Raw genomic sequence first — 22467 nt, forward strand, 5'->3', positions numbered from 1 at the left:
CGATAGGCTCGGCGCTGTGACAAACGCACCCCGATCCCGGCGTGTCGTGGTGCTCGCGTCGGGGACCGGGTCCACGCTGCGCGCGGTGATCGAGGCCGCGCGCGACGAGGCGTTCGGCGTCCGCATCGTGGGCGTGGTCACCGACAAGGACGGCGTGGGCGCGCTCGCCATCGCCCGCGAGGCCGGCATCCCCACCGCGGTCGTGCGCCTCGCGGACTTCGAGTCGCGCGCGCTGTGGGACGAGGCCGTCGCACGCACCGTCGCCACCTTCGACCCCGACCTCGTGCTGCTCGCGGGCTTCATGCGGCTGCTCGGCGAGCCGTCGCTCGCGCGCTTCGGGGGCCGGATCCTCAACACGCACCCCGCTCTGCTGCCCGCCTACCCGGGCGCGCGCGGGGTGCGGGACGCCCTCGCCGGCGGCGCCAAGGTGACGGGCTGCACCGTCATCCTGGTCGACGCCGGGGTGGACACCGGGCCCATCGTCGCGCAGGCGACGGTCGAGGTCCTCGACGACGACACCGAGTCCACGCTGCACGCGCGCATCAAGGAGGTCGAGCGGGGTCTGGTGACCCGCACGCTCGGCCGCATGGCGCGCGAGGGCTGGACCGTCACGGGCCGCACCGTCCGCTTCGGGACCGCGGCCCTCACCCCCGATACCCCGCCACCCGCCCCCCAGGAGCAATCATGACCGAGCGTCAGGCCGTGCGCCGCGCCCTCATCTCCGTGTACGACAAGACCGGCATCGAGGAGCTCGCGACCGCCCTCGCCCACGAGGGCGTCCAGATCGTGTCGACCGGCTCGACCGCGCAGCGCATCGCATCCGCGGGCGTGCCCGTCACCCCGGTCGAGGAGCTCACCGGCTTCCCCGAGTGCCTCGACGGACGCGTCAAGACCCTCCACCCGCGGGTCCACGCCGGCATCCTCGCGGACCGGCGCCTGCCCGACCACGTGCGCCAGCTCGAGGAGCTCGGCATCGAGGCGTTCGACCTGGTGGTGGTGAACCTCTACCCGTTCGCCGCGACCGTCGCGTCGGGCGCCTCCGACGACGAGGTCGTCGAGCAGATCGACATCGGCGGCCCGTCGATGGTGCGCGCCGCGGCGAAGAACCACGCGTCCGTCGCCGTCGTCGTCGACCCCGCGGACTACGAGCAGGCGGCGAACGCGATCGGCCACGGCGGCTTCACGCTCGCCGAGCGGACCGGCTTCGCGGCCAAGGCCTTCCGCCACACCGCCGAGTACGACGTCGCGGTGGCCACGTGGATGTCCGCCCACGCCGCGGACGAGCCCGCGGCCCTCGCGCCCTGGATGGGCGCATCGTTCACCCGCGAGGCGATCCTCCGCTACGGCGAGAACCCGCACCAGGCGGCGGCGCTCTACAGCGACGGCTCGGGCGCCGGCATCGCCGGCGCGAGGCAGCTCCACGGCAAGGAGATGTCCTTCAACAACTACGTCGACGCCGATGCGGCGGTGCGTGCCGCGTACGACCACGCGGGCCCCGCGGTCGCCGTGATCAAGCACGCCAACCCGTGCGGGATCGCCGTCGGCGCGAGCATCGCCGAGGCCCACGCCAAGGCGCACGCGACGGACCCGATCAGCGCGTTCGGCGGCGTCATCGCGGCCAACGGCGTGGTGACGGCCGATGCGGCCCGCCAGATCGCGGAGATCTTCACCGAGGTCGTGGTCGCGCCGGGCTACGAGGACGAGGCCGTCTCGATCCTCACCGCGAAGAAGAACCTGCGCATCCTCGAGATCGACCCCGCGCCGCTCGCGTCCGAGTGGCGTCGCGTCACGGGCGGCCTGCTGGTGCAGGACCTCGACGCGATCGACGCACCCGGGGACGATGCGGCCGCGTGGCAGCACGTCGCGGGCCCCGTGCCCGACGAGGCGACGCTCGCGGAGCTCGAGTTCGCATGGCGCGCGTGCCGCGCCGTGAAGTCGAACGCGATCCTGCTGGCCAAGGACGGTGCCGCGGTCGGCATCGGCATGGGGCAGGTCAACCGCGTCGACTCGTGCCGTCTCGCGGTGAGCCGCGCGGGCGAGGAGCGGGCCCAGGGCTCGGTCGCCGCGTCCGATGCGTTCTTCCCGTTCGCGGACGGGCTCCAGGTGCTGGTCGACGGCGGCGTCCGCGCCGTGGTCTCGCCCGGAGGCTCCGTGCGCGACGCCGAGGTGGTCGCCGCGGCCGAGGCCGCGGGCGTGACCCTGGTCCACACCGGCACGCGGCACTTCTTCCACTGAGGCGCGCATGTCCGAGAGCTCGCTGACCCCGCGCCCGCTCGCGGTCGTGGTGACCGTGGCCGTGGTCGCCATCGCGCTGTCCGGTCTGGTGATCGGCGTGGACATCGCCGTGCTGCTGCTCGCGGCCTTCGCGGCCGCGGGCGCGGTGGCGCGCATCGTCACCCCGGTCGAGCGCGCGTTCGCGGTGCGGCGCCGTGCGATCGACGTGGGCGTGCTGGTGGTGCTCGCGGTCTCGCTCGCGTTCCTGGGTCTCACCACGCCGCTCGGCTGACCCCGCCGGACAGGTGAGAGGCCCCGCCGCCGGCGGGGCCTCTCTCACGTCGCGCCTCAGTCCTCGATGGACTCGAGGACCTCGACCGTCTCGAGGTCCTCCTCGGGCCCGAACGCCCGGAACAGCAGGCCCGCGACGGCCGCACCGAGCATCGGCGCGAGCCAGAACAGCCACACCTGCTGGAGCGCCCACGTGTCCGAGAACAGCGCGATGCCGGTGGCGCGCGCCGGGTTGAGCGCGCCGTTGGTGAACGGGATCGCGATGAGCACGAGGAAGCCGACCGTGAGACCGATCGCGAACGGCGCCACCGCCGGGTTGGCGCGCACCGACGTCGCCGACAGCACGACGGACACGAGCAGCGCGGCGATGATGACCTCGATGACGAGGCCCGCTACGAGCGCGAAGCCGGCGGGGGAGTGGTCGCCGTAGCCGTTGGCGCCAGTGCCCATGAACTCCTTCGCGCTCTCGATGCTCGGGTGGCCCGAGACCACGCCGAAGAGGACGCCGCCCGCGGCCGTCGCGCCGATGAGCTGCGCGAGCACGTAGGGCGCGACGTCGCGGCCGGGGAACCGGCCCGAGAGCCATACCCCGACGGTCACCGCCGGGTTGAGGTGCGCACCGGAGATCCCGCCGAACACGATCGCCGCGATGATGACGCCCATCGCGAAGCCGAAGGCAGCCGTGAGGGTGCCGTTGCTGCCCACGCTGAGGAAGAGCGCCGTGCCGACGCCCATGAAGACGAGGATGAAGGTGCCGGCCGCCTCGGCCGCCATGCGGGCGATCAGGCTGGGGCCGGAGGTGTCCTCGACCCACACGTCCTCGGTGAGGTCGTCCGTCAGCACCGCCTCCTCCGTGTCGGGGGCGTCCGCGGGGCGCTCGTCGTCGAAACCTGGCTGGCTCATCGTTCCTCCTGGTCCGGCGCGCCGCGATGGGCGCGCTCTGTCGCATCGTTCCACGCCCTGGCCGCGCGCGCGAGAGGTCCCGGCCACCCGTGACCAAGGGCCCTGCCCGGTGGACTAGCCTGGTGCCACCATCCCCGAAGGCGTGAGGACTGACGCATGGCGAAGATCAAGGTCGAAGGCACGGTCGTCGAGATCGACGGCGACGAGATGACGCGGATCATCTGGCAGTTCATCAAGGACCGCCTCATCCACCCGTACCTCGACGTGGACCTCGAGTACTACGACCTCGGCATCGAGTCGCGCGACGCGACCGACGACCAGATCACCATCGACGCCGCCCACGCGATCAAGAAGCACGGCGTCGGCGTCAAGTGCGCGACCATCACGCCCGACGAGGCGCGCGTCGAGGAGTTCGACCTCAAGCGCATGTACGTGTCGCCCAACGGCACCATCCGCAACATCCTCGGCGGCGTGGTGTTCCGCGAGCCGATCATCATCTCGAACATCCCGCGCCTGGTGCCGGGCTGGACCAAGCCGATCGTCATCGGCCGCCACGCCCACGGCGACCAGTACAAGGCCACCAACTTCAAGGTGCCCGGCGCCGGCAAGCTGACCGTCACGTTCACGCCCGAGGACGGCTCGGAGCCGATCGAGCACGTGGTCGCGAACTACGGCGCCGACGGCGGCGTCGCGATGGGCATGTACAACTTCAACAAGTCCATCGAGGACTTCGCGCGCGCCTCGTTCGCGTACGGCCTGCAGCGCGGCTACCCCGTGTACCTGTCGACCAAGAACACGATCCTCAAGGCCTACGACGGCCAGTTCAAGGACATCTTCGCGGACGTGTTCGAGCGCGAGTACAAGTCGCAGTTCGACGCCGCGGGCATCACCTACGAGCACCGGCTCATCGACGACATGGTCGCCGCGGCCATGAAGTGGGAGGGCGGCTACGTCTGGGCGTGCAAGAACTACGACGGCGACGTCCAGTCCGACACCGTCGCGCAGGGCTTCGGCTCGCTGGGCCTCATGACCTCCGTGCTCATGACCCCGGACGGCAAGACCGTCGAGGCGGAGGCCGCGCACGGCACCGTCACGCGTCACTTCCGCCAGCACCAGGCGGGCAAGCCCACGTCGACCAACCCGATCGCGTCGATCTTCGCGTGGACGGGCGGCCTCAAGCACCGCGGCAAGCTCGACGGCACCCCCGAGGTCACGGGCTTCGCGCAGACCCTCGAGGACGTCATCGTCAAGTCGGTCGAGTCGGGCGCGATGACCAAGGATCTCGCGCTGCTGGTCGGACCCGACCAGGAGTGGCAGACCACCGAGGAGTTCCTCGACACGCTGGACCGCAACCTCGCGGCGCGCCTGGCCTGACCCGGCGCATCGTCCCCACCCACCCGACACAAGGAGTCACGACGACGTGAGCACCACCCCTGTCAACGTCACCGTCACCGGAGCGGCCGGCCAGATCGGCTACGCCCTGCTCTTCCGCATCGCCTCGGGCGCGATGCTCGGTCCGGACACGCCGGTCCGCCTGCGCCTGCTGGAGATCCCGCAGGCGGTCAAGGCCGCCGAGGGCACCGCGATGGAGCTCGACGACTGCGCCTTCCCGCTGCTCGACGGCGTGGACATCTACGACGACGCCACGGCGGCGTTCGACGGCGTCAACGTCGCGCTGCTCGTGGGCGCGCGCCCGCGCGGTCCGGGCATGGAGCGCGGCGACCTGCTCGCGGCCAACGGCGGCATCTTCGGGCCGCAGGGTGCGGCGATCAACGCAGGTGCGGCGTCCGATGTGCGTGTCCTGGTCGTGGGCAACCCCGCCAACACGAACGCGCTCATCGCCGCGTCGCACGCGCCGGACGTGCCGGCTTCCCGCTTCACGGCCATGATGCGGCTCGACCACAACCGCGCGCTCGCGCAGCTCGCGGCTCGCGCCGGGGTCGGGGTCTCCGAGGTCTCGAACGTCACCATCTGGGGCAACCACTCCGCGAAGCAGTACCCGGACATCGCGCACGCCGTGATCGGCGGTCGCCCGGCGCCCGAGGTCGTCGCGGACGATGCGTGGGTCGCCGACACCTTCATCCCGACCGTCGCGAAGCGCGGCGCGGCGATCATCGACGCGCGCGGCGCATCGTCCGCCGCGTCGGCCGCGAACGCCGCGATCGACCACGTGCGCGACTGGGTCCTGGGGACCCCTTCCGGGTCCTGGACCTCGGTGGGCCTCGTGTCGGACGGCTCCTACGGCGTGCCCGAGGGCATCATCTCCGGCTTCCCGTGCGTGTCGCGCGGCGGCGAGTGGGAGATCGTCCAGGGGCTCGAGATGTCTCCGGCTGCGGAGGCGGGCCTCCAGGTGTCCGTCGACGAGCTGGTCGAGGAGCGCGACGCCGTCACGGAGCTGTCGCTGATCTGATCTGCGGTTCGCAGAGGGCCCCAGGGGTGCGTCCCCTGGGGCCCTCTGCGTCGTATGCGCGCTGCAGCAGGGATGGTGCGCTCCGTCCCGCCGCGCCTCTGCGCAAGTCACGGCTCTGAAGCGTCGCGATTCGTGGTCCCCGCTCGGGCGAGGTTCGGACGGCGGCTGATCCGTGACTTGTGCACGGTAGGGCTGGGCACGGTGCGGCGCGGGTCGGGCGGCGCTGCCGCGGGTCGGGCGGAGCCGGGAAGCCGACCGGCCGGATCTGCGGTGCAGGCCGAGCCGCGCGCCGCCGGTGTGAACGCCCACATCACGGAGTGGTAACGAAAAGGGAGCACCCCCTTGCGCGTTTGATTGTTAGTAACCTTTACTAACGAACATGACCCCGCAGGGCACCCGACAGGGACCAGGACTCGCAACGGAGCGGACCGCGCCGCCGACCCGGCGCTTCGCCTCCGTGGTGCGCGCCGGCTCTCGCGTCACGCCGGAGAGGGCCCGCAGCCACAACCGCGTGCTCGTGCTCCAGGAGCTCTACCGCTCCGAGGGGCTCTCTCGCGCCGACCTCGCCCGCGCCGTCGGCCTCACCCGCGTCACCATCTCGGACCTGGTGGCGGACCTCATCGAGGACGGCCTGGTCATCGAGCTGGGCCTGCGTGCGGACGCCCGCCCCGGCAAGCCTGCGACGCTGCTCGACATCAACCGCAAGGGCTTCGCGGTGGTCGCGCTCGACCTGTCCTACGACAACCTCTTCCGCGGCGTCGTCACGGACCTCGACGGCACGGTGCTCCACCGCGAGCACGTCGAGGTCGTCGACGTGACCGGCACCGACGCCGTCGAGGCCGTGGCCGCGCTGCTCGACCGGCTCGTCGCCGCGGCCCAGGCCCCCGTGCTGGGCGTCGGCGTCGGCAGCCCCGGCATCGTGGACGATGCGGGTACCGTCCTGTCCGCGCCGAACCTCGGCTGGGCGGACGTGCCGCTCCAGGGCGCGCTCGCGGAGCGCACCGGGCTGCCCGTGCTCGTGGCGAACGACGCCAACGCCGCGGCCCTCGCCGAGCGCACGTTCGGCGGTGCGCAGGAGGACGCGATCCTCGTCCGCGTGGGTCGAGGCGTCGGCGCCGGGCTCATCGTCGGGGGCCGCCTCGTCCGCGGTGCGCACTCCGCGGCCGGCGAGCTGGGCCACGTGGTGGTCGGCACCGACGGCGGCGAGGTCTGCGCCTGCGGCAAGACGGGCTGCCTCGAGACCTGGCTCGCGATCCCGCGCCTCCAGGCCCGCCTCGAGGCTGCCGAGGATGCCGACACGCGCCGCGCGGCCCTCGCTGCGGCGGGCGAGCGGCTCGGCATCTCCCTCGCGCCCGTGGTGGGCGCCCTGAACCTCGGGGAGGTCGTCCTGTCCGGCCCCCTCGATCTGCTCGGCGGTGATCTCCTCGAGTCCACCGCCGAGACGATCCGTTCCCGCACGATGGCCGATTCACACGGTGGTCCTGCGGTACGGATGACCACGCTCGGGCGCGACATCGTCGTGCTCGGGGCCGCGGTCATGGTCCTCACCGGCCAGCTGGGGGTCTTCTGACCCTCGTCCCCACTGCTCGAGCCCTACGGGCCCGGGAAACCCTACGAAGGAACTGGAACTGGAATGAAGAAGACGATGCTGGGGGCGACCGCGTTCGCGGCCGCCGGCGCCATCGCCCTGGCGGGTTGCTCGTCGACCGGCGAGGGCTCGACCGACAACTCCCCGAGCGCCGCCGGCAGCGAGACCGCCGCCGCGCCCGTCGCGGAGGACATCACGCTGTGGCTGGCCGGAACGGACACGCCTGAGGCGCTCATCGAGTACCTGAAGACCGAGTACACCGAGGTCAACGGGGGTTCGCTCACCGTCGAGCAGATCGGCTGGGGCGACCTCATCTCGTCGCTCACCACCGCGCTGCCCGACTCGGCGAACACCCCGGACGTCGCCGAGGTGGGCAACACCCAGGCCGCGACCTTCACCACGGTGGGCGCGTTCATGGACCTCACGGACCACTACGAGGAGCTGGGCGGCGACTCGCTGCTCCAGGGCTTCGTCGAGGCCGGCTCCATCGGCGACTCGGTCTACGCGCTGCCGTACTACTTCGGCTCGCGTGCGGTGTTCTACCGCAAGGACATCTACGACGCCGCGGGCGTCTCGGTGCCCACCACGCTCGCCGAGTACACCGAGGCCAACAAGACGATGCTCGACGAGGGCGTCGGCGGTGCCTACCTCGCCGGTCGCGACTGGCGCTCGGGCATCTCGTGGATCTTCGCGAACGGCGGCGAGATCGCCGAGTACGACGGCTCGGAGTGGCACGCCACCCTCGACTCGGCCGAGGCGATCGCGGGCATGGAGCAGTGGCAGGAGCTCTTCACCACGGCCAACGTGGCGAAGGCGACCGACGACGACACGACCACCTACTCGGCGATCAACGACGAGTTCCTCCCCGGAACCCCCGCATCGTCCACCATGGCGCCGTCCTGGGCGACCTGGACGCTCGGCGACTTCGACGACGAGACCGAGGCCTACGTCTGGAACCCGGAGACCTTCGGCGTCTACGCCCTGCCGGGTGTCGACGGCGGCGTGGCGCCCGTGTTCGCGGGCGGCTCGAACATCGGCATCTCGGCTGCGACCCAGCACCCCGAGGGCTCGATGGACCTCATGGAGATCATCTTCTCCGACGAGTACCAGCAGATGCTCGCCGAGAACGGCATGGGCCCGGCGAACCTCGACTTCGCCGACGCCTACATCGGCGCGGGCTCGTTCGAGGGCGTGAACGAGATCGCGTACGAGGCCGCCGCCAGCGCGAAGCTCACCCCGGCCGCGGCCGGCTGGGCCAGCATCGAGGAGGCCGGGATCATGGAGGACTACTTCCAGGCGGTCGCCGAGGGCGGTGACGTCGCGTCGCTCGCGGTCGAGGCCAACGCCAAGATCGACCAGCTCATCAACGGCTAGCAACCACTCGAGCGGCCTCGCCGCTCATGCAGGGGCCCGGGTGCGCACCCGCACCCGGGCCCCTGCCATGGCCGGACCCCATCTCAGCACCATCGAGAGGCATGACATGACCACCACCATGACGGCGCCGGCGAGCAGCCCGGCCCGCGTGGAGCAGCCGCCGCGGCGCCGACGCCGCAGGTCCAGGCTGCCGTACATCCTGCTGATCCCCGCGGTCGGCACCCTGCTGATCGGGCTCGGCTACCCGGTGACGTGGCAGATCCTCAACTCCTTCAAGGAGTACGGGCTCAAGCAGCAGTTCGGCCAGCCGGCCGAGTTCGTCGGCTTCGACAACTACATCGCCCTCTTCACCGACGCCGTGTTCTGGCAGATCGCCCTGCGCTCGGTGGTGTTCATGGCCGCGACCGCCGCGGTCACCATGGTGATCGGCATCGCCTTCGCGCTCCTCATGAAGGTCGTGCCCACGTGGTCGCGCATCGTCCTGCAGGTCGCGATGCTGCTGGCCTGGGCCATGCCCATCGTCGCGCAGATGACCGTCGCGAACTGGCTGATCGACGACCGCAACGGCGTGGTCAACTACGTCCTGTCGCTGCTCCCCGGCGTCGACTACATCGGTCACGACTGGCTGCGGGACCCGCTCAGCTTCTTCGGCGTCGCGCTCGTCATCATCACGTGGGCGTCCGTGCCCTTCGTGGCCTTCTCCGTCTACGCGGGACTCACCCAGGTCTCGGAGGAGGTGCTCGAGGCGGGCCAGCTCGACGGCGCGAGCCAGTTCCAGATGCTGCGCCTCATCATCATGCCGATCATCCGCCCGGTGCTGGTGATCCTCATCCTTCTCCAGCTCATCTGGGACCTCCGGGTGTTCGCTCAGATCCAGCTGCTGCAGGACTTCGGCGCGGGCGGCGAGCGGTACGACCTGCTCGGCACGTACATCTACGGTCTCGGCATCGGCCAGGGCCAGTTCGGGGCGGCCGCGGCCGCCGCCATGGTGGTCATGATCCTCACGCTCGCGGTGAGCTGGGGCTACGTGCGCCGCCTGCTCAAGGAGGATGAGGAGTCGTGAAGCACACGATCCTGCGCGGCGCCGGTGCGGCGCTCGCGGTCACGCTCGCCGCGATCTGGGCGTTCCCCGTCTACTGGATGGTCAACTCGTCCTTCCTCACCCCGGCGACCATCTCGAAGCTCACGCCGACGTGGGTGCCGTTCGGCGGCAACCTGTCCAACTACCGCGCGGTGCTCCAGGACAACGCGTTCCTCTCGGCGCTCGGGATGTCGCTCGTCGTGACCGCGATCTGCCTGGTGCTGTGCCTCATCTACGCGCTGCTCGCATCGTTCGCGATCGGCCGCTTCCGGTTCAAGGGACGCAAGAGCTTCGTGCTCGCGATCATCGTGGTGCAGATGCTGCCCGCCGAGGCGATGTTCATCGCGCAGTACAAGATGCTCGCGTCGGCGAACCTGCTCAACTCCGTCATCGGCGTCTCGGTCATCTACCTCGCGATGGTGGTGCCGTTCACCACGTGGATGCTGCGCGGGTTCGTCGCCGGCATCCCCGTGGACCTCGAGGAGGCCGCGATGATCGACGGCTGCACCCGCATGGGCGCGTTCCGTCGCGTGACGTTCCCGCTGCTCGCGCCGGGCCTGGTCGCGTCGGGCGTGTTCGCCTTCCTGCAGGTGTGGAACGAGTTCGCGCTCGCGTCCATCATCCTCACCGAGAGCCAGAAGGCGACCCTGCCGCTGTGGCTGCGCGACTTCGCGCAGTCGTCGAACCTGGGCGTCACCGAGTGGGGCGAGGTCATGGCCGGCTCCGTGCTGGTGGCCATCCCGGTCATCGTCTTCTTCATGATCGTCCAGGGCCGCATGGCGCAGGGCCTCGTCGGCGGCGCGGTCAAGGGATGACCGCCGTGATGAATCCGCTCGCCGTGCTCATGCCCGGCTTCGTCGGGCACACGCTCCCGGATTGGCTCGCGGCGCGCCTGCGCGACGGGCTCGGCGGGGTGTGCCTGTTCGGCGCGAACGTCGACAACCCCGCGCAGCTGCGCGCCCTCACCGACGCGATCCACGCGGCCAACCCTCGCGCGATCGTCGCGATCGACGAGGAGGGCGGCGACGTCTCGCGCCTCTACCAGGCGGTCGGCTCGCCGTTCCCCGGCAACGCCGTCCTGGGACGGCTGGACGATGCGGCGGTCACCGAGGCGGTCGCGGCCCGCGTAGGCGCCGAGCTCGCCGCGGTGGGCGTGGACCTCACCCTCGCCCCCGACGTCGACGTCAACGCGAACCCGCGCAACCCCGTCATCGGCGTGCGCAGCTTCGGCGCCGATCCGGCCCTGGTGGCCCGCCACGCGGCGGCCTGGGTCGCCGGGGTGCAGTCCGCCGGCGTCTCCGCATGCGCCAAGCACTTCCCGGGCCACGGCGACACCGCGCAGGACTCGCATCACGCGCTGCCGGTGGTCGACGCGGACGCCGCGACGCTTCACGAGCGCGACCTGCCGCCGTTCGTCGCGGCGATCGACGCAGGCACCGCGACCGTGATGACCTCGCACCTCATGGTGCCGGCGCTCGACGCGGACCTCCCGGCGACGTTCTCGCGGCCCATCCTGCAGGGCCTGCTGCGCGGCGGTCTCGGCTTCGAGGGGGTCGTGGTGACCGACGCGCTCGACATGGCGGGCGCCTCCGCCGGTCGCGGGATCCCCGCGGCCGCGGTGCTCGCGCTCGCGGGCGGCGCGGACCTCCTGTGCCTCGGCTCGGTCAACCCCGACGAGGAGATCGGCGCGATCGCCGCGGCGATCGAGGCGGCCGTCGAGGACGGCGCGCTCGACGCGGATCGGCTCGCCGACGCCGCGGCACGATGCGCGGCGCTGGGTTCGGCGCATGCCGAACGTCGGGAGGCGCGTGAGAACGTGACGCTGCCCGGCATCGTCGACGCCGCCACCGTGCGGCGCACGTTCGACGTGTCGCCGGCCGCGCGCGAGAAGCTCGCCGCGGACCGGCCGCGCGTCTGGCTCCGGCTCGACCCCGCCGCGAACATGGCCGTCGGGCCGGCACCCTGGGGGCCGTTCGCCGCGGGCGTCGCGCCGACGGCGGCGATCGGTCCCGACGGTGCGCCCGCATCGTTCGCGGCGGCCGTGCCCGACGGGGCCCTCGCCGTCGTGGTGGGCAAGGACAATCACAGGCACCCGTGGGCGTTGGCCGCGATCGACGCGGTCGCCGCGAGGTGCGACACGGTGGTGGTCGACATGGGCTGGCCGGGGGACCGCGCCGCCGACATCGCCACCTACGGAGCGTCACGCCTGGTGGGCGAGGCGCTGATCGAGCTGATCGGACAGTGAGCATGCATCTGGGAATCGACATCGGCGGCACCAAGACCGATGCCGTGGTGGTCGACGCCGCCGGCGAGGTGCGCGCACGCGACCGCCGACCGTCCGGCCGGGGGGCCGATGAGGTGGTCGCCGTCGCGCTCGAGAGCGCGCGGGCGGCGTGCGACGCCGCGGGGGTCGCGCCCGAGGACGTCACGGTCGGCATCGGCACGCCCGGCACCGTGGTGGACGGCGTCGTGTCGCACGCGGTCAACCTGCGCGTCGACAGGCTCGACCTCGCGGCGGAGTTCGCCGCGGGGTGGGGAGCGCGGCCCGCGGTCGACAACGACGTGAACGTCGCGGCGCTGGGCGCGTGGATCCTCGCGGGCGACGGCGCGGACCGCTCCATGGCGTATCTCAACCTCGGCACGGGGCTCGCCGCGGGCCTGGTGCTCGGCGGGAAGGTGTGGCGCGGTGCGCGGGGCGCGGCCGGCGAGATCGGCCACATCTCGGTGGACCCCGCGGGGCCGGTGGGGGCCGACGGGCTCCCCGGCGGTCTCGAGACGTACGCGTCCGGATCGGGGCTCGCCCTCCAGTGGGCGGTCGACGGCGCGACCGGGCGCGACGTGGTCGCCGCGGCCGCCTCCGGGGACCCCCGCGCGCGCGAGATCTGCGAGCGCGCCTACTACGGGCTCGCCTCGTGCGTGCGGGTGCTGGTGCTCACGCTGGACGTCGACGAGGTGGTGATCGGCGGCGGCATGACGGCCTGGGGTGCGGACCTCATGGATGGCGCGCGCGGCATCCTCGGCGCGTGGGCGGGGGCGAGCCCCTTCCTCGCGTCGCTCGACCTCGCGGGCCGCATGCGCCCGCTGGGCGTCGACGTGCCCGTCGCATCCGTCGGCGCGGCGATGCTGGGAGGCGGCCGTGGCTGAGGTGCTGGTGCTCGACACCCCGGCGGACGCCGGGGCCTTCGTCGCGGCGCACATCGCCGCCGCCGTCCGAGCGAACCCGGAGTTCACCCTCGGGGTGGCGACGGGCTCGACGCCGCTCCCGGTCTACGAGGCGCTGCGCGCCGAGGCCGCGGCGGGCACCGACTTCACGCGCATGTCGGCGTTCGCGCTCGACGAGTACGTGGGCCTGCCCGCCGGCCACCCCGAGAGCTACCGGGCCGTGGTCGACCGCGAGGTCACCGAGCCGCTCGGCCTCGACCCCGCCCGGGTGCGGGTGCCCGACGGCTCCCGCGACGGCGTCCGCACCGCCGGCGAGCGCTACGAGGCGGACCTGCGCGAGCATGGTGGCGTGGACCTGCAGCTCCTGGGCATCGGCCGCACGGGGCACCTCGGCTTCAACGAGCCCGGCTCCTCGTTCGGCTCCCTCACGCGCGTCAAGACGCTCACGGAGCGCACGCGGCTCGACAACGCGCGCTTCTTCGACTCCCTCGACCAGGTGCCGGTCCACTGCGTGACGCAAGGGCTGGGCACCATCCTGCGGGCGCGTCACCTGGTGCTCCTCGCCTTCGGCGAGTCGAAGGCCGAGGCGCTCGCCGCGGCGGTCGAGGGGCCCGTGTCCGCCTCCATGCCCGGGTCGGCGATCCAGCTGCACCCGCGCGTGACCGTGGTGGTCGACCCGGCCGCGGCCTCGCGCCTGCGGTTCGCGGACTACTACCGCTGGGCGCAGGACCACAAGCCGGAGTGGCAGGGGATCTGATGACCTTCCTGGACGTCCACTGCCACGGCGGGGGCGGACACGCCTTCGGCGCGACGGTGGAGGGGACGCTCGCGGCGCTCGCGGCGCATCGTGCGCACGGCTCGTCGCGCATCGTCGCGTCGCTGGTGTCCGCCCCGCTCGCGGAGACCGCGCGGGCCGCCGCGGTGGTCCGCGCGGCGATGGCGCAGGAGGCGGGGCTGCTCGGGATCCATCTCGAGGGGCCGTTCCTCGCTCCGTCGCGCAAGGGTGCCCACGATCCTTCGGCGCTGGCGTCGCCCACGCGCGCGCTGGTCGACGGGCTGCTCGAGGCCTGCGACGGCACGCTCCGGCAGATCACCATCGCGCCCGAGCTGCCCGGCGCGCTCGAGGCGATCGGCATCCTCGCGGACCTGGGCGTGGTGGTCGCGGTCGGGCACACGGAGTGCACGGCCGACCAGGCGCGTGCGGCCTTCGATGCCGGCGCCTCGCTGGTCACGCACGCGTTCAACGCGATGGCGCCGATCGCGGGCCGCGATCCGGGACCGCTCGGCGCGGCGCTGGACGATCCGCGCGTCGCGATCGAGGTGATCGCCGACGGCATCCACGTCGCGCCCGCCAACATCGCGACGCTGTTCCGCGCGGCCCCCGGGCGCATCGTCCTGGTGACGGACGCGATGGCGGCCGCCGCATCGTCCCCCGGTCGCTACGACCTGGGCGGGCTCGAGGTGGACGTGACCGCCGACGGGCGCGCGGTGCTCGCGGGCACCGCCACGCTGGCCGGGTCGACCCTCACCATGGACCGCGCGATCGAGGTCTGCGTCGCGGCGGGCGTGCCGCGCGACGAGGCGGAGGCGGCGGCCACGACCACCCCGGAGTGGGCGCTGGGCCTCTGACCCTCTGACAGTCGCAACGGAGTTGGTCCCGGTTCGCCGGCGTGGCGCGGCCCGTGACCGTTCCCAACACGGGGTGTCGCGCCGAGATCCGTTGGAAGTGTCCGCTGGGGGCGGGCGCGGCGGGGGCTACTTGAAGACGATGGTGCGGTGGCCGTCGAGCAGGATCCGGTGCTCCGCGTGCCAGCGCACGGCCCGGGCCAGCGCGCGACGCTCGACGTCCGCGCCGATCGCCGTGAGCGACTCCGGCGTGTAGGTGTGGTCGACGCGCTCGACGTCCTGCTCGATGATCGGGCCCTCGTCCAGATCGGACGTGACGTAGTGCGAGGTCGCGCCGATGAGCTTGACGCCGCGATCATGCGCCTGGAAGTACGGCCGCGCGCCCTTGAAGGACGGCAGGAACGAGTGGTGGATGTTGATGATGCGCCCGCGCAGCGCGTCCGACAGCTCGGGGGACAGGATCTGCATGTACCGCGCGAGCACCACCAGCTCCGCGTCCAGCTCGGACACGAGCGCGAGCAGCGCGGCCTCCGCCTCGGCCTTGGTGTCCGCGGTCACGGGGATGTGGTGGAACGGCTTGCCGTAGAACTCCGCCAGGTCCTTCAGGGTCGTGTGGTTGCCCACCACGCCGACGATGTCGACGGGCAGCGTCTTCGCGCGCTCGCGGAAGAGCAGGTCGTTCACGCAGTGCGCGGTCTTCGACACCATGACGATGGTGCGCATGCGCCGGCCCGCGACGTCGAGGTTCCAGGTCATCTCGAAGCGCGCGGCGACGGCACCGACCGCGGCCTCGAGCTCCGCGAGCGGCGCGGCGGAAGCGAACTCGACGCGCATGAAGAACAGGCCTGTGTCCGGGTCGCCGAACTGCTGCGACTCGGTGATGTTGCCGTCGTGTTCCGCGAGCACGCCGGTGACGGCGTGGACGATGCCGGGCCGGTCGGGGCAGGACAGGCTGAGGACCCAGGACGATGCGGCGGTCATGACGCCCCACACTAGCGGGAATGACGTTCGTCACCCTCGGCGGCGTCAACGCGCGTCACCGCGGTCCCGTCATGCCAGGATGGAGGCATGAGCGAGGGCGATCAGATCCGCATCGATGTCGTGGGCACCCCGGATGTCGGCGAGCTCCTCACCTTGAGGCGCGCTGCGTTCGTGACCGAGGCCCAGATCTTCAACGACCCCAACATCCCGGCGCTCACGCAGACGCTCGAGGAGCTGGCCGTCGACCTGCAGTCCGAGGACGTGGTGACGCTCGGCGCGTGGATGGGCCACCGGCTCGTGGGCTCGATCCGCGTCGGGATCGAGGACGACAAGGCGACCATCGGCCGCCTCGCCGTCGCGCCGGACCAGCAGGGCCAGGGCATCGGCACGCAGCTGCTCTTCGCGGTGCTGGCCTACCTGCCGGAGAACACGCGCGAGGTCTGGGTGTTCACCGGCCAGAACTCCAAGCACAACATCGCGCTGTACAACAAGGCCGGCTACGAGCACCAGTTCGACCAGGTCGCCGGCGACCTCACCTACGCGTACCTGCGCAAGGTGCTCGAGGCCGGTGCGATCATCGACGACGAGGACGACGACGAGGGCGTCGCGGTGCGCGGCGAGAACTAGCCTGCAGCGCCCCGGGGGAGGGCTCATGTCCTGGTACGACACATACGTGGTCGAGCCGGGCCGCGCGCCCACCGTGTGGCTCCTCGTCGGGTTCGTCGTGACCTTCGCGCTCACGCGCTGGGTGACGCGGCGCATCCGTGCGCGCGAGGTGGCCGTCGCGCGCGGCGAGGCGCAGCCCGCCGAGGACGGCGTGGTCTCCAACATCCACCTGGGCGGCGTCCACGTCCATCACCAGGTGTGGGGGATCCTGCTCGTGCTGCTCACCGGCGTGCTCGAGTTCCGGTTCTCCCCGGCGTCGCCCTGGGTGGAGGTCCTCGCGGCGCTGTTCGGCGCGGGCGCGGCGCTCGCCCTCGACGAGTTCGCGCTGTGGCTCCACCTCGAGGACGTCTACTGGTCCGCCGAGGGCCGCAAGTCGATCGACGCGATCCTCGTGGCCGGCGTGCTGGCGCTCGGTCTGCTGCTCGGCTCGTCGCCCGTGGGGGTGGATCCGTCCGAGCAGAGCTCCGGATGGGCCTTCGCCCTCGCGCTCGTGATCCACTTCTCGCTCGTGGTCATCACCGCGCTCAAGGGCAAGCGCGTGTCCGCGCTCATCGGGCTGGTGGTGCCGCTCGTGGCGGAGGTCGGGGCGATCCGGCTCGCCAAGCCCACGTCCTTCTGGGCGCGGCGCTTCTACAAGGAGCGGAAGGCGGCACGCGCCCGGCGCCGCTACTCCGAGGTCTACCAGCGGCGATGGGACCGCATCAGGGACCGCATCGGCGGTGCCCACGGGACCCGCCTCACCGCCGCCGTCGAGCGCCGGGTGAGCGACGGCATCGTCCGGGCGACGGAGGACGATGCACCGCGGACCACGGCGCCGCCCTCGCCGGGGCGATCCCCGGGATGACACCTGGCGCTCCCGCGTCACGTTGCTAGACTCGGGCCTGCCGCAACTGGCGCAGTGGGCTCACCCACGGGGAGCGGCAAGGAGATCTTCGACTGCTGGTCGCACGCCTGGGCCACTGGTCACCGGAAGCAAGGTGCCGGCGACCCCGCCGGCGGACAGACAAGGACAGTCATGACGACCGACTCCAGCGCCACCGCAGCGGTGATGAACGCCACGCTGCAGGACTTCGACCCCGAGATCGCCCAGGTCCTCGACCGCGAGCTCGACCGCCAGCGCACGTACCTCGAGATGATCGCGTCCGAGAACTTCGTGCCCCGCTCGGTCCTGCAGGCCCAGGGCTCCGTGCTCACGAACAAGTACGCCGAGGGCTACCCCGGTCGCCGCTACTACGGCGGCTGCGAGGAGGTCGACGTCGCGGAGACCATCGCGATCGAGCGCGCCAAGTCGCTGTTCGGGGCCGAGTACGCCAACGTCCAGCCCCACTCGGGCGCGACCGCGAACGCCGCGGTGCTGCACGCCCTCATCGAGGCGGGCGACAAGATCATGGGCCTCTCGCTCGCCCACGGCGGTCACCTCACGCACGGCATGAAGCTCAACTTCTCGGGCAAGCTCTACGACGTCGCGGCGTACGGCCTCGACGAGCAGACGCACCGCATCGAGATGGAGCAGGTCCGCGAGCAGGCGCTCGCCGAGCGCCCCGACGTCATCATCGCCGGCTGGTCCGCCTACCCCCGCCACCTCGACTTCGCGGCCTTCCGCGCGATCGCGGACGAGGTCGGCGCGAAGCTCTGGACCGACATGGCGCACTTCGCCGGGCTCGTGGCCGCGGGTCTGCACCCGTCGCCCGTGCCGCACTCGGACGTGGTCTCGACCACCATCCACAAGACCATCGGCGGCCCCCGCTCCGGCATGATCGTGTCGCGCGACACGGTGCTCGCGAAGAAGCTGAACTCGGCAGTGTTCCCGGGTCAGCAGGGCGGCCCGCTCATGCACGTCATCGCCGCGAAGGCCGTCGCGCTCAAGGCCGCGGCGGGCGAGGAGTTCAAGGAGCGTCAGGAGCGCGTGCTCGAGGGCGCGCGCATCATCGCCGAGCGCCTCACCTCGCCCGACGCGATCGAGGCGGGCGTGAACGTGGTCACCGGCGGCACGGACGTGCACCTGGTGCTCGCGGACCTGCGCCACTCGCCGCTCGACGGCCAGCAGGCGGAGGACCTCCTCCACGAGGTCGGCATCACCGTCAACCGCAACGCGGTGCCGTTCGACCCGCGCCCGCCGATGGTGACCTCGGGTGTGCGCATCGGCACGGCCGCCCTCGCGAGCCGTGGCTTCGGCGCCGAGGAGTTCACCGAGGTCGCCGACGTCATCGCCACCGCGCTCAAGGGCGGCGCCGACGTCGACGCGCTGCGCGCCCGCGTCGCGAAGCTCGCCGACGAGTTCCCGCTGTACGAGGGCCTCGCCCAGTGATCGCAGGCGTCCTCGACGGCAAGGCCGCCGCCGCCACCATCAAGGGCGAGCTCTCGGTCCGGGTCGCGGCGCTGCGCGAGCGCGGCGTCGTGCCCGGGCTGGGGACGCTGCTGGTCGGTGCCGACCCGGGGTCGACCTGGTACGTCAACGGCAAGCACGCCGACTGCGCCGAGGTGGGCATCGCCTCCATCCGTGAGGACCTGCCCGAGACGGCGACCCAGGAGGAGATCGAGGAGGCCGTGCGGCGGCTCAACGAGAACCCGGAGTGCACCGGGTTCATCGTGCAGCTGCCGCTGCCGGCTGGCATCGACACCAACCGCGTGCTCGAGCTCATCGACCCCGACAAGGACGCGGACGGGCTGCACCCGACCAACCTGGGACGGCTGGTGCTGCGCATCTCGGAGCCGGTCGAGTCGAGCCTGCCGTGCACGCCCAAGGGCATCATCGAGCTGCTCGCGCGCTACGACGTCGACCTGCGCGGCAAGGAGGTCGTCGTCGTGGGTCGCGGCACCACCGTGGGCCGGTCGATCGGGCTGCTGCTCACCCGCAAGGACGTCAACGCGACGGTGACGCTGTGCCACACCGGCACCGCGGACCTCGCCTCGCACACCCGCACTGCGGACGTGGTCATCGCCGCGGCCGGCGTCCCCGGCATCGTCTCGGGGGACATGGTGAAGGACGGCGTGGTGCTGGTCGACGTGGGTGTCTCGCGCGTCACGGACCCGGCGACGGGCAAGTCGCGGGTCGCGGGCGACATCGCCGCCGATGCGCGCGCCAAGGCGTCTTGGTACTCGCCCAACCCGGGCGGCGTGGGTCCGATGACCCGCGCGATGCTGCTCGCGAACGTGGTCGAGACCGCGGAGCGCGCGCTCGCCTGACGAGGGGCCGTCCGTCCGCGACCCATCGGTCCGCGACCCATCCGTCTCCCGGATGTCGGAACGCCTTCGAGCCGTTCCGACATCCGGGTCGGCTGCGGCACGGATGCCGGACCGATGCCCGCTGGTTCCGACATACGGGCGGGCGCCGGCGGCGCGGGCGGGCGCCGGCGGCGTGACGGAGGACCATGCGGGCCCTCGCTGTCGGCGGGCGCAGGTACCGTGTTCGCCATGAGGATCGCTTCCGTCAACGTCAACGGCGTGCGCGCCGCCGCCAAGAAGGGCATGGGCGGGTGGATCGCCGCATCGTCCCCCGACGTCATCTGCCTCCAGGAGGTCCGGGCGCCCCTCGACATCACGGCGGGGCTGGTCGGCGAGGGCTGGCACGTGGTCGAGCAGGCCTGTGAGATCAAGGGCCGCGCGGGCGTCGCGATCGCCTCGCGCGTGCCGCTGACGGACGTGGTGGCCGGCGTCGACGCGCTCGGCGGCGAGATGGGCGAGCCCGTCCACACGGGCCGCTGGATCGAGGCGACCGTCGAGTCGCCGTCGGGCCCGGTGCGCATCGTCTCCGTGTACATGCACTCGGGCACGGCGGGCACCCCCAAGATGGACCAGAAGTACGCGATGCTCGAGGCCGTGACGGCGCGCCTCGCCGTGCTGCGCGCGGAGCACGACCGCGTGGTCGTGATGGGCGACATCAACATCGCTCACACCGAGAACGACATCAAGAACTGGAAGGGCAACCTCAAGTCCGCGGGCTTCCTGCCCGAGGAGCGCGCCTACCTGGACCGCTGGGTCGACGCCGGCTGGGTCGACGTCCACCGCGCGCTCGAGGGTGTGAAGCCCGGGCCGTACACGTGGTGGTCGCAGCGAGGCCAGGCGTTCGACAACGACTCGGGCTGGCGCATCGACTACCAGTACGCGAGCCCGCTGCTCGCGGCGAAGGCGACGGCCGTGCGGGTGGACCGCCAGGCGAGCTGGGACGCGCGCTGGACCGACCACGCCCCGCTGGTGGTCGACTACGCCCTGTAGTCAGACCTGGAGGAACGCCGGGCGCGCGTAGCCCTGCGCGGCGAAGTCCGCGACCACGCGCTCGGCGACCTGCTCGAGGGCGCCGGTCCGCACCAGCGCGACCACGCACCCGCCGAAGCCCGCCCCCGCCATGCGCGCGCCGAGCGCGCCGGCGGCGACCGCGGAGTCGACCGCGAGGTCGAGCTCGGCGGTGCTCACGCGATAGTCCGCGCTCAGCGAGCGGTGGGACTCCAGCATGAGCGCACCGATGCGCGTGAAGCGGTCGTGCGCCGGTCCCAGGCCGGAGAGCTCCGCGATGGTGTCCCGGACCCGCATGCTCTCCGAGACGATGTGGCGGGCCCGGATGCGCGTGGGCGTGTCCTCGAGCGCGTCGACGCGCGCGAGGGCCTCGTGCGGCTTGAGCGAGCGCAGGGAGGGCAGCCCCAGCACCGCGGCGGCGCGCACCGCGGCGCGGCTGCGGCGGGCGTAGGCGTCGCGCCAGCCCTCGCGTCGCGCGCCCGTGTCGATCAGCAGCAGGCGCAGGCCGTACTCGTGGAAGTACAGCGGGTAGCGCGTGACGAACGGCGGGATCTCGGAGAAGTCGAGCAGCGCGGCCTCCCCGTCCCCGCACCGCAGCACCGTGTGCGGGTCGAGGCGTCCGCAGGGGAAGCCCACGTAGGTGTTCTCCGCCTCCCAGCACGCCTCGGCGAGCTCGACCCCGCCGGCCTCGGTGTCGAGCGCGAGGCCCCACACCGCATCGGCCGCGCGCCCCACCGCGGCGCCTAGCGCCACCGACGACCCGAGACCCGTGCCGAGCGGCACGCACGAGTCGATGGCGAGGTCGACGCCCGTGATGGGGTAGCCGCGCTCGGCGAGGGCCCACAGCACGCCGGCGACGCGCGAGGGCCAGCCCGGGTGCCCCGGCTCGAGCGCGTCGAGGGCTCCCTCCCAGCGCGGCCCCGGCCCGTCCACGAGCTCGCTGCGGGTGGCGACCACGCGGATCGCCTGGTCGTCCCGCCGCCGTGCCGCGACAAAGGTCCGATGCGCGGTGACGGTCGCGAGGGTGAGCCCGCCGCTGTAGTCGGTGTGATCGCCGACGATGGTGAGCCGGCCCGGCGCGGACGCGATCGCCTCGGGCTCGCCCTCGAAGGCATCGGCGAAGAGTGCGCGCGCGCGATCCGCACCCTCGTCGAGGCTCCAGGGCTCGAGCCAGCGAGGCGTGTCCTCGGGGGGGACGGCTGTCACAACCGCCATCATGCCAGCACGTTCGTGGGCATGCCCAGGGCGCCGTGCCACAATGCGAGGGTCACGCCGAGGAGGTCACGATGGCCAAGCAGAACGACCCGTCCGAGCCGCAGCCCGATCCGGTGCCCGCGCCCGATCCGGCGACGGAGCCGACGCCCGCCTACGAGTCGGGGCCCGCGGACGCGCAGGAGCCCGTGCTCCCCGTCGCCTACGAGCCCCCGCCCTCGTTCCTCGAGCGCGTGCGCACCAACCGCACGGGCTCGCTCGCCGCGGCGCTGGTGGTCGCGCTCGCGGTCGCGCTGCTGCTCGCGATCCTGGTGCCGGACGCTCCGAACCTCTACGCCCTCACGCTCCTGGGCGCGCTCATGACCGCGGCGGTCGGCTTCACGGTGCGCTACCTCGCCCACGACCACGGGCTCGTCGACCAGGGGATCGCCTTCGTCGCGACGCTCCTCGGCGTCCACGTCATGACGGTCACGGGAGTCTTCGACGGACTCGGCTCGGGCGGTGTGCGCCAGCTGCTCGAGGCGGTCGGCGGCTCGGGCCCGGGCTTCGACGATGCGCTGCTCGCCTCCCTCGCGACACCCGCGGTGTCCACCGGAGGCGTGCTGGCGGGGTTGGTCGCGGCCGTCATCGTCGGCTGGGGGCCGCGCGTGCATCCGCACGAGGAGCCCCACGCCGCGCGCCACGCGGCGCGCTGACCCTCCGCAGCGGTCGGGTGGGGAGGCGCGC

22 protein-coding genes and 1 riboswitch are annotated in these 22467 nt (G+C 72.4%); of the genes, 19 read left to right on the forward strand and 3 right to left on the reverse strand.

Features of this window, described 5'->3' with window-relative positions:
• Positions 1 to 16 precede the first annotated feature (16 nt).
• Genes purN through AOM09_RS03085 form a run of 3 tightly spaced genes read left to right on the forward strand, consistent with a single transcriptional unit; the run spans position 17 to position 2506 of the window.
• The gene (purN, locus tag AOM09_RS03075) at positions 17 to 688 is read left to right on the forward strand and encodes a phosphoribosylglycinamide formyltransferase (protein WP_062384095.1); all 672 of its coding nucleotides are present in this window, start codon (positions 17 to 19) and stop codon (positions 686 to 688) included.
• Positions 685 to 2235: a bifunctional phosphoribosylaminoimidazolecarboxamide formyltransferase/IMP cyclohydrolase gene (purH, locus tag AOM09_RS03080; RefSeq protein ID WP_062384098.1), complete on the forward strand. Its 1551-nt coding sequence runs from the start codon at positions 685 to 687 to the stop codon at positions 2233 to 2235. Before purN ends, purH begins: the two co-directional genes overlap by 4 nt.
• Positions 2236 to 2242: 7 nt before the next feature.
• Positions 2243 to 2506 (forward strand): hypothetical protein, encoded by a 264-nt coding sequence (locus tag AOM09_RS03085; protein WP_062384101.1) that lies wholly within the window; start codon positions 2243 to 2245, stop codon positions 2504 to 2506.
• 56 nt (positions 2507 to 2562) lie between these two features.
• Here the strand turns inward: AOM09_RS03085 and AOM09_RS03090 are convergent, their stop codons facing one another.
• Positions 2563 to 3408, reverse strand: coding sequence for an aquaporin (locus AOM09_RS03090; RefSeq protein WP_228375037.1), 846 nt, complete (start codon positions 3406 to 3408; stop codon positions 2563 to 2565).
• A gap of 156 nt (positions 3409 to 3564) precedes the next feature.
• On the opposite strand from AOM09_RS03090, the gene AOM09_RS03095 reads away from it, so the two are divergent.
• The 10 genes from AOM09_RS03095 (at position 3565) to AOM09_RS03140 (ending at position 14652) form a co-directional block, all read left to right on the forward strand.
• Positions 3565 to 4782, forward strand: a complete 1218-nt coding sequence (locus AOM09_RS03095; protein WP_062384105.1) for an NADP-dependent isocitrate dehydrogenase — start codon at positions 3565 to 3567, stop codon at positions 4780 to 4782.
• 46 nt (positions 4783 to 4828) lie between these two features.
• Entirely contained in the window at positions 4829 to 5818 is a 990-nt protein-coding gene (locus AOM09_RS03100; RefSeq protein WP_062384109.1) for a malate dehydrogenase, read from the forward strand.
• A 379-nt stretch (positions 5819 to 6197) separates the two neighbouring features.
• The gene (locus AOM09_RS03105) at positions 6198 to 7388 is read left to right on the forward strand and encodes an ROK family transcriptional regulator (protein ID WP_082098764.1); all 1191 of its coding nucleotides are present in this window, start codon (positions 6198 to 6200) and stop codon (positions 7386 to 7388) included.
• 63 nt (positions 7389 to 7451) lie between these two features.
• A complete protein-coding gene (locus AOM09_RS03110) occupies positions 7452 to 8780 on the forward strand; it encodes an extracellular solute-binding protein (protein ID WP_082098765.1) in 1329 nt (442 codons plus the stop codon).
• Between the two features lie 106 nt (positions 8781 to 8886).
• On the forward strand, positions 8887 to 9843 hold the full coding sequence (locus AOM09_RS03115) for a carbohydrate ABC transporter permease (protein ID WP_062384115.1): 957 nt from the start codon (positions 8887 to 8889) through the stop codon (positions 9841 to 9843).
• The gene (locus AOM09_RS03120; RefSeq protein ID WP_228375038.1) at positions 9840 to 10676 is read left to right on the forward strand and encodes a carbohydrate ABC transporter permease; all 837 of its coding nucleotides are present in this window, start codon (positions 9840 to 9842) and stop codon (positions 10674 to 10676) included. Before AOM09_RS03115 ends, AOM09_RS03120 begins: the two co-directional genes overlap by 4 nt.
• A gap of 8 nt (positions 10677 to 10684) precedes the next feature.
• Positions 10685 to 12106 carry a glycoside hydrolase family 3 N-terminal domain-containing protein gene (locus AOM09_RS03125; RefSeq protein ID WP_228375048.1) on the forward strand — a complete coding sequence of 474 codons (1422 nt, stop codon included), beginning with the start codon at positions 10685 to 10687 and terminating at the stop codon, positions 12104 to 12106.
• A gap of 2 nt (positions 12107 to 12108) precedes the next feature.
• Complete coding sequence (locus AOM09_RS03130; protein ID WP_062384122.1) at positions 12109 to 13005, forward strand: ROK family protein; 897 nt, start codon at positions 12109 to 12111, stop codon at positions 13003 to 13005.
• A complete protein-coding gene (locus tag AOM09_RS03135; protein ID WP_062384124.1) occupies positions 12998 to 13780 on the forward strand; it encodes a glucosamine-6-phosphate deaminase in 783 nt (260 codons plus the stop codon). The genes AOM09_RS03130 and AOM09_RS03135 overlap by 8 nt, the downstream gene beginning before the upstream one ends.
• On the forward strand, positions 13780 to 14652 hold the full coding sequence (locus tag AOM09_RS03140) for an N-acetylglucosamine-6-phosphate deacetylase (protein ID WP_062384127.1): 873 nt from the start codon (positions 13780 to 13782) through the stop codon (positions 14650 to 14652). Before AOM09_RS03135 ends, AOM09_RS03140 begins: the two co-directional genes overlap by 1 nt.
• Before the next feature lie 126 nt (positions 14653 to 14778).
• On the opposite strand, the gene purU is transcribed toward AOM09_RS03140, so the two are convergent.
• Entirely contained in the window at positions 14779 to 15630 is an 852-nt protein-coding gene (gene purU / locus AOM09_RS03145) for a formyltetrahydrofolate deformylase (protein ID WP_062384129.1), read from the reverse strand.
• An 87-nt stretch (positions 15631 to 15717) separates the two neighbouring features.
• Between purU and AOM09_RS03150 the strand changes: the two genes are divergently transcribed.
• From AOM09_RS03150 to AOM09_RS03170, 5 genes are all read left to right on the forward strand, one after another.
• A complete protein-coding gene (locus AOM09_RS03150) occupies positions 15718 to 16257 on the forward strand; it encodes a GNAT family N-acetyltransferase (protein WP_062384132.1) in 540 nt (179 codons plus the stop codon).
• Between the two features lie 25 nt (positions 16258 to 16282).
• A complete protein-coding gene (locus tag AOM09_RS03155; protein ID WP_174452906.1) occupies positions 16283 to 17140 on the forward strand; it encodes a hypothetical protein in 858 nt (285 codons plus the stop codon).
• Between the two features lie 32 nt (positions 17141 to 17172).
• Positions 17173 to 17260, forward strand: a riboswitch (ZMP/ZTP riboswitch).
• Between the two features lie 51 nt (positions 17261 to 17311).
• Positions 17312 to 18604, forward strand: a complete 1293-nt coding sequence (gene glyA / locus AOM09_RS03160; RefSeq protein WP_062384135.1) for a serine hydroxymethyltransferase — start codon at positions 17312 to 17314, stop codon at positions 18602 to 18604.
• Positions 18601 to 19482, forward strand: a complete 882-nt coding sequence (locus tag AOM09_RS03165; protein ID WP_062384138.1) for a bifunctional methylenetetrahydrofolate dehydrogenase/methenyltetrahydrofolate cyclohydrolase — start codon at positions 18601 to 18603, stop codon at positions 19480 to 19482. The genes glyA and AOM09_RS03165 overlap by 4 nt, the downstream gene beginning before the upstream one ends.
• A gap of 228 nt (positions 19483 to 19710) precedes the next feature.
• Positions 19711 to 20511, forward strand: coding sequence for an exodeoxyribonuclease III (locus tag AOM09_RS03170; RefSeq protein WP_062384454.1), 801 nt, complete (start codon positions 19711 to 19713; stop codon positions 20509 to 20511).
• Here AOM09_RS03170 and AOM09_RS03175 read toward each other — a convergent pair whose 3' ends face one another.
• Positions 20512 to 21735 carry a galactokinase gene (locus AOM09_RS03175; protein ID WP_169747598.1) on the reverse strand — a complete coding sequence of 408 codons (1224 nt, stop codon included), beginning with the start codon at positions 21733 to 21735 and terminating at the stop codon, positions 20512 to 20514.
• An 80-nt stretch (positions 21736 to 21815) separates the two neighbouring features.
• Here AOM09_RS03175 and AOM09_RS03180 point away from each other — a divergent pair, with 80 nt between their 5' ends.
• Positions 21816 to 22436, forward strand: a complete 621-nt coding sequence (locus AOM09_RS03180) for a hypothetical protein (protein ID WP_062384145.1) — start codon at positions 21816 to 21818, stop codon at positions 22434 to 22436.
• The last annotated feature ends 31 nt before the right edge of the window (positions 22437 to 22467 follow it).

It is taken from the genome of Demequina iriomotensis, from assembly GCF_000971395.1.
In the GTDB taxonomy this organism is placed as follows: Bacteria; Actinomycetota; Actinomycetes; order Actinomycetales; family Demequinaceae; genus Demequina; species Demequina iriomotensis.

Coding starts and splice junctions, on each gene's coding strand:
- AOM09_RS03095 (WP_062384105.1), top strand. CDS start 3,565: ATGGCGAAGATCAAGGTCGAAGGCACGGTCGTCGAGATCGACGGCGAC.
- AOM09_RS03125 (WP_228375048.1), top strand. CDS start 10,685: ATGAATCCGCTCGCCGTGCTCATGCCCGGCTTCGTCGGGCACACGCTC.
- AOM09_RS03110 (WP_082098765.1), top strand. CDS start 7,452: ATGAAGAAGACGATGCTGGGGGCGACCGCGTTCGCGGCCGCCGGCGCC.
- AOM09_RS03180 (WP_062384145.1), top strand. CDS start 21,816: ATGGCCAAGCAGAACGACCCGTCCGAGCCGCAGCCCGATCCGGTGCCC.
- AOM09_RS03150 (WP_062384132.1), top strand. CDS start 15,718: ATGAGCGAGGGCGATCAGATCCGCATCGATGTCGTGGGCACCCCGGAT.
- AOM09_RS03085 (WP_062384101.1), top strand. CDS start 2,243: ATGTCCGAGAGCTCGCTGACCCCGCGCCCGCTCGCGGTCGTGGTGACC.
- AOM09_RS03115 (WP_062384115.1), top strand. CDS start 8,887: ATGACCACCACCATGACGGCGCCGGCGAGCAGCCCGGCCCGCGTGGAG.
- glyA (WP_062384135.1), top strand. CDS start 17,312: ATGACGACCGACTCCAGCGCCACCGCAGCGGTGATGAACGCCACGCTG.
- AOM09_RS03105 (WP_082098764.1), top strand. CDS start 6,198: ATGACCCCGCAGGGCACCCGACAGGGACCAGGACTCGCAACGGAGCGG.
- AOM09_RS03155 (WP_174452906.1), top strand. CDS start 16,283: ATGTCCTGGTACGACACATACGTGGTCGAGCCGGGCCGCGCGCCCACC.
- purU (WP_062384129.1), bottom strand. CDS start 15,630: ATGACCGCCGCATCGTCCTGGGTCCTCAGCCTGTCCTGCCCCGACCGG.
- AOM09_RS03090 (WP_228375037.1), bottom strand. CDS start 3,408: ATGAGCCAGCCAGGTTTCGACGACGAGCGCCCCGCGGACGCCCCCGAC.
- purH (WP_062384098.1), top strand. CDS start 685: ATGACCGAGCGTCAGGCCGTGCGCCGCGCCCTCATCTCCGTGTACGAC.
- AOM09_RS03130 (WP_062384122.1), top strand. CDS start 12,109: ATGCATCTGGGAATCGACATCGGCGGCACCAAGACCGATGCCGTGGTG.
- AOM09_RS03170 (WP_062384454.1), top strand. CDS start 19,711: ATGAGGATCGCTTCCGTCAACGTCAACGGCGTGCGCGCCGCCGCCAAG.
- AOM09_RS03140 (WP_062384127.1), top strand. CDS start 13,780: ATGACCTTCCTGGACGTCCACTGCCACGGCGGGGGCGGACACGCCTTC.